Raw genomic sequence first — 6,462 nt, forward strand, 5'->3', positions numbered from 1 at the left:
CCCGCCGTTCCGAGGCGCGGCTGCTGAGGCGGCTCGGCCGCTCGTCCCGGACCATGCTGCGCAGCCGGATCGTCATGGTCGGCGAAGGTCCTTGATCCGCGCGCTCGATACTTGCCAAAGTCAAATAATTATTTGACAATGGCAAATATCGAGGTGAGCCATGTCATTCAACGGCACAGACGACCCCGTCGCCGCGGTCCGCGCCTTCAACCGCTTCTATACCCGCAAGCTCGGTGTGCTCGACCAGCATCTTGGAAAAACCCCGTTCTCGCTCAGCGAGGCACGGGTGCTCTACGAGCTCGCGCATCGCGACGACCTTGCGGCAAAGGAGATCGGGAACGAGCTTGGCCTCGATCCCGGCTATCTCAGCCGCATCGTCCAGAGTTTTGACGAAAAGGGGCTGATCACGCGCAGGCCCCTGCCCGCGGATCGCAGGCAATACCAGCTCAGCCTGACCGCCAAGGGCCGCCAGACCTTCGCCAAGCTGAACCTGAGCTCACAGAACGAGGTTGCCGCGATGCTGGCTCAGCTTTCAGCCGCCGATGCGACGCGGCTCACCCAGGCCATGGCGACCATCGAGGCTGTGCTGGAGCAACGCCCAAGCCAGCCCGCGGCTTTCCTGCTGCGCAGCCATCGCGTCGGTGACATGGGCTGGGTCATCTCCCGGCAGGCCGCCGCCTATGCCGCGGACTACAACTGGGACATCAGCTACGAGGCGCTGGTCGCCGAGATCTGCGCGCAGTTCATCAAGAACTACGACGCCGCACGCGAGCATTGCTGGATCGCGGAATTGGATGGCGAGCCGGTCGGCTCGATCTTTCTGGTCAAGGCCACCGACGAGATCGCCAAGCTGCGCCTGCTGCAGGTCGAGAAGAAGGCGCGTGGGCTCGGTGTCGGCCGTGCACTGGTCGAGCAATGCATCAGGGGCGCCCGCGAGAGGGGCTACAGCAGGATGACGTTGTGGACCCAGAGCATCCTGGTCGCCGCGCGCGGCATCTATCAAAGTGCAGGCTTCAAGCTCGTGAAGGAAGAGAGGCACCACAGCTTCGGTGCCGATCTGGTCGGGGAGACGTGGGAGCTGGATCTATAGCTGCGCGATGCGCGTTGCTGCGCCCTCTCCCCTTGCGAGAGAGGGCATCTCCGCTGGCGGACACACACTTACATGGGTGAGGGGTATGTCTCCACGAGCATCAGTGCACGCGGATAGAGACCCTTCATCCGGCGCTTCGCGCCACCTTCTCTCACAAGGGGAGAAGGAAGGAAAACGCGCTCAGCGCACAAGTGCACTTACAGCAACGATCATCACACCGTCGCGCCTTGCGCTTTCGGCCGGCGCAGATGCTCGTCCAGCCGCGGCATGATCTCGACGAAATTGCAGGGACGCGTGCGGTAGTCGAGTTGAGCGGCCAGGATGCCGTCCCAGCCGTCGCGGCAGGCGCCCGGCGAGCCCGGCAGGCAGAAGATGTAGGTCGCGCCCGCAACGCCGGCGGTAGCGCGGCTCTGGATCGTCGAGGTCCCGATCTTGGCATGGCTCATCATGTGGAACGCGATGGAGAAGCCATCCATGCGCTTCTCGAACAGCGGCTCGATCGCCTCCGGCGTGACGTCGCGTCCCGTAAAACCGGTGCCGCCGGTGGTGATGACGACGTCGACGCCGCTATCGGCAATCCAGCGGCGGATCACGGCGCGGATCGCCTCGACGTCGTCGGTGACGATCTCGCGCGCGGCGAGATGATGGCCCGCGCCGGTGAGGCGATCGGCGAGCGTCTGGCCGGATTTGTCATCCGCAAGCACGCGCGTATCGGAGACGGTGAGCACCGCGATGTTGAGCGGGATGAATTGTTTGGATTCGTCGATGGAAGCCATTGTGCGTCTCTCGTGTCCCGGACAAGGCGCGGCGTATCAGCGCCGCGCCGCAGAGCCGGGACCCATCTTGGAGGCTTGGGAGACCGGCAATATGGGCCCCGGCTCTGCAGCGCACCGCTGAAGAAGCGCTGCGCTGCGTCCGGGGCACGGGGTCGTTACGTCGCCCCGCCGCCGAACGTGTTGCAGGCCTGGACCGTGCCCTGCTGGAATCCGGTCATGAACCATTGCTTGCGCTGCGCGGCCGAGCCGTGGGTGAAGGAGTCAGGCACGACGCGGCCCGTGGCCTGGCGCTGCAACGTGTCGTCGCCGATCGCGCTCGCCGTGGTCAGCGCGGCGTCGATGTCGCCCGCCTCCAGGAAGTTCGGACGCTTCTTCGACTCGCGGTTGACCCAGACGCCGGAGAGACAATCCGCCTGCAGTTCCACCTTAACCTGGAGCGCATTCGCTTCGGCCTTGCTGCCGGCCTGCTGCTGCAGCCGCGTCACGCGCGGAATGATGCCGAGCAGGTTCTGGATGTGGTGGCCGGCCTCATGCGCGATGATGTAGGCGGTGGTGAAATTGCACGCCGACTTGCCGGAGCAGCCGCGGAACCGCGTCTCGACCTCGCGGAAGAAGCTGGTGTCGAGGAAGATGGTGCGATCCGGCGGACAGTAGAACGGACCCATCGCCGACTGCGCCATGCCGCAGCGGCCGCCATTGGTGGCGTTGCGGAACAGCACGACCTTCGGACCGGTATAGTTCTGGCCGCTGGCCTGGAAGATCTCGCTCCAGCGGTCGTCGATCTCGCCGAGGATGCCGGCGATCATGCTGCCCACCTCGTCCGTCGGCGCGCCACGCTTGGCCGAGGTCGACTGGCGATCGGTCTGGTAGCTGGGCGCCTGGCCGCCGCCGGTGAGGATCTCGGCGCCGCCGATCAGGATGCGCGGGTCGATGCCGAAGGCGTAGCCGATCAGGCCGAGCACGATGATGGTGCCGATGCCGAGCCCGCCGCCGCCCATCGGCAGGCCGAACCCCCCGCCTCCTCCGCCGCCGAATCCACCGCCACCCTCGTCGCGACGATCCTCGATGTCGTCGCTGCGGCGGAAATCATCGTAGCGCATGGCGGGCTTTCCCTTAAATCCTCGAGTGGCATCATTTGGGCGCAGGAGCGCGAAAGCTCAACGCGCCACACACGTAAAATTTCCGTTGCCTTTATCAATATCGTGCTCGGCAAAAATTGCCTAGTGCGACAGCATGCGCCTGCCAGCAATTTTTTCCGAGGGACGTGCAATTTTTTCCGAGAGAAATTTGCAGTCTTTCTGGCGCCGTGGTCGCTCCCGCAACGCGAAGAAACACGAAATACACTGCAAAACACGGTGCATGCGAACACTGGAGCGCGCGTAACGCGCGATGCGCGGCCTGCTCACAAAAGCAGCGGGTTAAGTCGATTTTTACTTTGCCGCTTCAATGTAACGGTCAGTCGGTTGTTTGGTCCCGCGTCGCCGACAGCGTCGCCTGAGTCAGAGTTCTTGAGTCATGGTAGAGTCGCGTCGCGGGGCGTCTGCAAGGGCGCCCCGCACAAACTTTGAGTCTCCGTCGCATCGCATCATCCTCGGTGATTGCGTCGCCGAGATGTCGAAGCTTCAGGCAGGTAGCGTCGATCTGGTGTTCGCAGATCCGCCCTACAATCTTCAGCTCAAGGGCGATCTCAAGCGCCCCGACGAATCCCATGTCGATGCCGTCAACGACGACTGGGACAAGTTCGATTCATTCTCCGCCTATGACGATTTCACCCGCGCCTGGCTGCTTGCCGCCCGCCGCGCGATGAAGCCGTCGGCGACGATCTGGGTGATCGGCTCCTATCACAACATCTTCCGCGTCGGCGCGATCATGCAGGACCTCGGCTTCTGGCTCCTGAACGACATCGTTTGGCGCAAGACCAACCCGATGCCGAATTTCCGCGGCCGCCGCTTCACCAACGCGCACGAAACCATGATCTGGGCCGCGCGCGACGAAAAAGCCAAGGGCTACACGTTCAACTACGAGGCGCTGAAAGCCGCCAACGAGGATGTGCAGGCACGTTCCGACTGGCTGATCCCGCTCTGCACCGGCGAGGAGCGCCTCAAGGGCGCCGACGGCAAGAAAGTGCATCCGACGCAGAAGCCGGAAGGCCTGCTCGCGCGCGTGTTGCTGTCCTCCTCCAAGCCGGGCGATCTCGTGATCGATCCCTTCAACGGCACCGGCACCACCGGCGCCGTCGCCAAGCGCCTCGGCCGCTCCTATATCGGCTTCGAGCGCGACAAGACCTATGCGAAGGCGGCCGAAGCCCGCATCGCGGCTGTCGAGCCGCTGCCGGAAGAGAGTCTCGCTCCGTTCATGACAGCGCGCGAAGCTCCGCGCGTCGCGTTCTCCGAGCTGATCGAGCGCGGCATGATCATGCCGGGCACGAAACTGTTCGATGCCAAGAAAAAGCTTGGCGCGCTGGTCCGCGCCGATGGCGCCATCATGCTCGGCGACAAGGTCGGCTCGATCCACCGCATCGGCGCGGTGGCGCAAGGCGCCCAGGCCTGCAACGGCTGGACCTTCTGGCATGTCGAGACCAAGAAGGGGCTCAAGCTGATCGACGAGCTCCGCGCCGAGATCCGCGCGGGTATGAGCGCGGAGTAGCTTTCCTCCGTCATTCCGGGGCTCGCGAAGCGAGAACCCGGAATCTATCCAACCGCAGCACATGCGGCCCAATGGATTCCGGGCTCGCGCTTCGCGCGCCCCAGAATGACCGCGATGGCTTGAAAGCCGCCCCCGCCAGGACTAGATTCGCCCGATCAGCCCTGTCCTGAGCGGTTGGGCCCCATGCGACGACAGTCCGAGACATTGCTGCTGGTGCCGCTGCTGCCGATCTTCCTGCTCGGCATGTTTCCGATGTTCCTGATCGCCCTGCTCGGCTTTTTCGGCCTCGCGCTGTTCGGCGTGCTCGTGGTCTGCGTCGGGCTCGCCAGCAGCAACGAGGCCCACGACAATTTCAATCACGACGTCATCGTGCACGGCTATGCCCGCGGATCGGAACGCGCGGCGCGCGCCTCCGACATGCATCTCGCCACAAAACTCGGGCTCCGCCTGGAAGCGGTCGGCGCGGCGATGGTCGTTACGGCGGCGATCGGCCTTTGTTACGCCGGCTGATCTGCGCGGCGCGCAGATACCGCCCGGCAAACTCGCCGGTTGCCCTCTCCAACGCGGTTCAGGCAAGAGAAGGGCGCCAGCGGCAATGGCGCCGCGCTCGCTCTCGGCCAACGACACTGGGGAGATAATCAATGCTCAAATTCTATTTCAACGGCTCGCCGAACCCGACCAAGGTCGCGCTCTATCTCGAAGAATCCGGCCTGCCTTTCGAGCCGGTGAAGGTCGACACCCGCAAGGGTGAACAGTTCACGCCGGAATACCTCAAGATCAATCCGAACGGCAAGGTGCCGGCGATCGACGATGGCGGCACCATCGTGTTCGACTCGAATGCCATCCTGCTCTATCTCGCCGAGAAGACCGGCAAGTTCCTGCCCGCCGCCAATTTGCGTGGCGAGACGCTGTCATGGCTGATGTTCATTGCCACCGGCGTCGGGCCGTATTCGGGTCAGGCCGTGCACTTCAAGCATTTTGCGCCGAAGGACCAGAACCACGACTACGCCCATAACCGCTACCAGTACGAGACCGATCGCCACTACAAGATTCTCGACGGCCACCTCAAAGGCCGCAGCTACATGGTCGGCGATTCCTATTCGATCGTCGACATGGCGCTGTGGGGCTGGGCGCGGATGGTGCCGTTCAAGCTCGGCGACGACGCCTTTGCGCGCTATCCGAACGTGAAGCGGCTGGTGGACGAGATCTCGGCGCGGCCGGCGGCTGCGCGCGCGATCGCGTTGAAGGACAAGTTCACCTTCAAGGCCGAGATGGACGACGAGGCCCGCGCCAACATGTTCAAGCACATGACGACCAAGGTCGCCTGATCGCGCCATACCGCGATGTGAAGGCCACGCGCTTGCGCGTGGCCTTTTGTCTTTATGCGGCGTGAACCGAGCTCAGGAATTTTGCGACTTCCTGCTTCAGCCGGTTGCTGTCCGCCGACAGCGAGCGCGCCGCCGAGAGCACCTGCGAGGAGGCAGACCCCGTTTCAGAGGCCCCGCGTTGGACGTCACCGATGTTGGTCGAGACGCGCTGGGTGCCATGGGCCGCCTGCTGGACGTTGCGGGAGATCTCCTGTGTCGCCGCGCCCTGCTGCTCCACCGCGGCAGCAACCGTCGACGAGATCTCCGACAGGCGTTCGATGGTGCCGCTGATCTCCCGGATGGAGCCGACCGATTGCTCGGTGGCGGCCTGGATGCTGGAAATCTGCTGGCCGATCTCGCCGGTGGCTTTCGCTGTCTGCTCGGCCAGCGCCTTGACCTCGGAGGCGACCACGGCAAAGCCGCGGCCGGCATCGCCGGCGCGCGCGGCCTCGATGGTCGCATTCAGCGCAAGGAGATTGGTCTGGCCCGCGATGGTGTTGATCAGCTCGACCACGTCGCCGATGCGGGCGGCAGCCTTGGACAATTCGCCGACGCGCTCGTTGGTCCGGCTCGCCTGGCCGAC

The 6,462-nt window shown here is 64.3% G+C and carries 7 protein-coding genes and 1 pseudogene; 5 read left to right on the plus strand and 3 right to left on the minus strand.

All coding sequences use genetic code 11. The features are described from left to right. A pseudogene (locus A5906_RS44345) lies at window positions 1–95 on the plus strand (glycosyl transferase); the annotation flags it as partial. A gap of 65 nt (window positions 96–160) precedes the next feature. Further along, entirely contained in the window at window positions 161–1,090 is a 930-nt protein-coding gene (locus A5906_RS13620) for a bifunctional helix-turn-helix transcriptional regulator/GNAT family N-acetyltransferase (protein WP_080135694.1), read from the plus strand. A 212-nt stretch (window positions 1,091–1,302) separates the two neighbouring features. Here the strand turns inward: A5906_RS13620 and moaB are convergent, their stop codons facing one another. Further along, the gene (moaB, locus tag A5906_RS13625) at window positions 1,303–1,866 is read right to left on the minus strand and encodes a molybdenum cofactor biosynthesis protein B (RefSeq protein WP_080135695.1); all 564 of its coding nucleotides are present in this window, start codon (window positions 1,864–1,866) and stop codon (window positions 1,303–1,305) included. A 155-nt stretch (window positions 1,867–2,021) separates the two neighbouring features. Beyond that, window positions 2,022–2,966, minus strand: a complete 945-nt coding sequence (gene ypfJ / locus A5906_RS13630; protein ID WP_080135696.1) for a KPN_02809 family neutral zinc metallopeptidase — start codon at window positions 2,964–2,966, stop codon at window positions 2,022–2,024. A 415-nt stretch (window positions 2,967–3,381) separates the two neighbouring features. On the opposite strand from ypfJ, the gene A5906_RS13635 reads away from it, so the two are divergent. The 3 genes from A5906_RS13635 (at window position 3,382) to A5906_RS13645 (ending at window position 5,840) form a co-directional block, all read left to right on the plus strand. Further along, a complete protein-coding gene (locus tag A5906_RS13635) occupies window positions 3,382–4,512 on the plus strand; it encodes a site-specific DNA-methyltransferase (protein ID WP_080135697.1) in 1,131 nt (376 codons plus the stop codon). Between the two features lie 183 nt (window positions 4,513–4,695). Continuing rightward, window positions 4,696–5,022 (plus strand): hypothetical protein, encoded by a 327-nt coding sequence (locus A5906_RS13640; RefSeq protein WP_080135698.1) that lies wholly within the window; start codon window positions 4,696–4,698, stop codon window positions 5,020–5,022. A gap of 131 nt (window positions 5,023–5,153) precedes the next feature. Continuing rightward, window positions 5,154–5,840 (plus strand): glutathione S-transferase family protein, encoded by a 687-nt coding sequence (locus tag A5906_RS13645; protein ID WP_080135699.1) that lies wholly within the window; start codon window positions 5,154–5,156, stop codon window positions 5,838–5,840. A gap of 52 nt (window positions 5,841–5,892) precedes the next feature. On the opposite strand, the gene A5906_RS13650 is transcribed toward A5906_RS13645, so the two are convergent. Further along, window positions 5,893–6,462 (minus strand): methyl-accepting chemotaxis protein (locus tag A5906_RS13650; protein WP_245326723.1); only part of this gene is annotated, 570 nt, incomplete at its 5' end.

The organism is Bradyrhizobium sacchari, assembly GCF_002068095.1.
In the GTDB taxonomy this organism is placed as follows: Bacteria; Pseudomonadota; Alphaproteobacteria; order Rhizobiales; family Xanthobacteraceae; genus Bradyrhizobium; species Bradyrhizobium sacchari.

What these genes read in the sequence shown, in the direction of transcription:
- A5906_RS13620 (WP_080135694.1), top strand. Translation starts at nt 161, where the DNA reads ATGTCATTCAACGGCACAGACGACCCCGTCGCCGCGGTCCGCGCCTTC.
- moaB (WP_080135695.1), bottom strand. Translation starts at nt 1,866, where the DNA reads ATGGCTTCCATCGACGAATCCAAACAATTCATCCCGCTCAACATCGCG.
- ypfJ (WP_080135696.1), bottom strand. Translation starts at nt 2,966, where the DNA reads ATGCGCTACGATGATTTCCGCCGCAGCGACGACATCGAGGATCGTCGC.
- A5906_RS13635 (WP_080135697.1), top strand. Translation starts at nt 3,382, where the DNA reads ATGGTAGAGTCGCGTCGCGGGGCGTCTGCAAGGGCGCCCCGCACAAAC.
- A5906_RS13640 (WP_080135698.1), top strand. Translation starts at nt 4,696, where the DNA reads ATGCGACGACAGTCCGAGACATTGCTGCTGGTGCCGCTGCTGCCGATC.
- A5906_RS13645 (WP_080135699.1), top strand. Translation starts at nt 5,154, where the DNA reads ATGCTCAAATTCTATTTCAACGGCTCGCCGAACCCGACCAAGGTCGCG.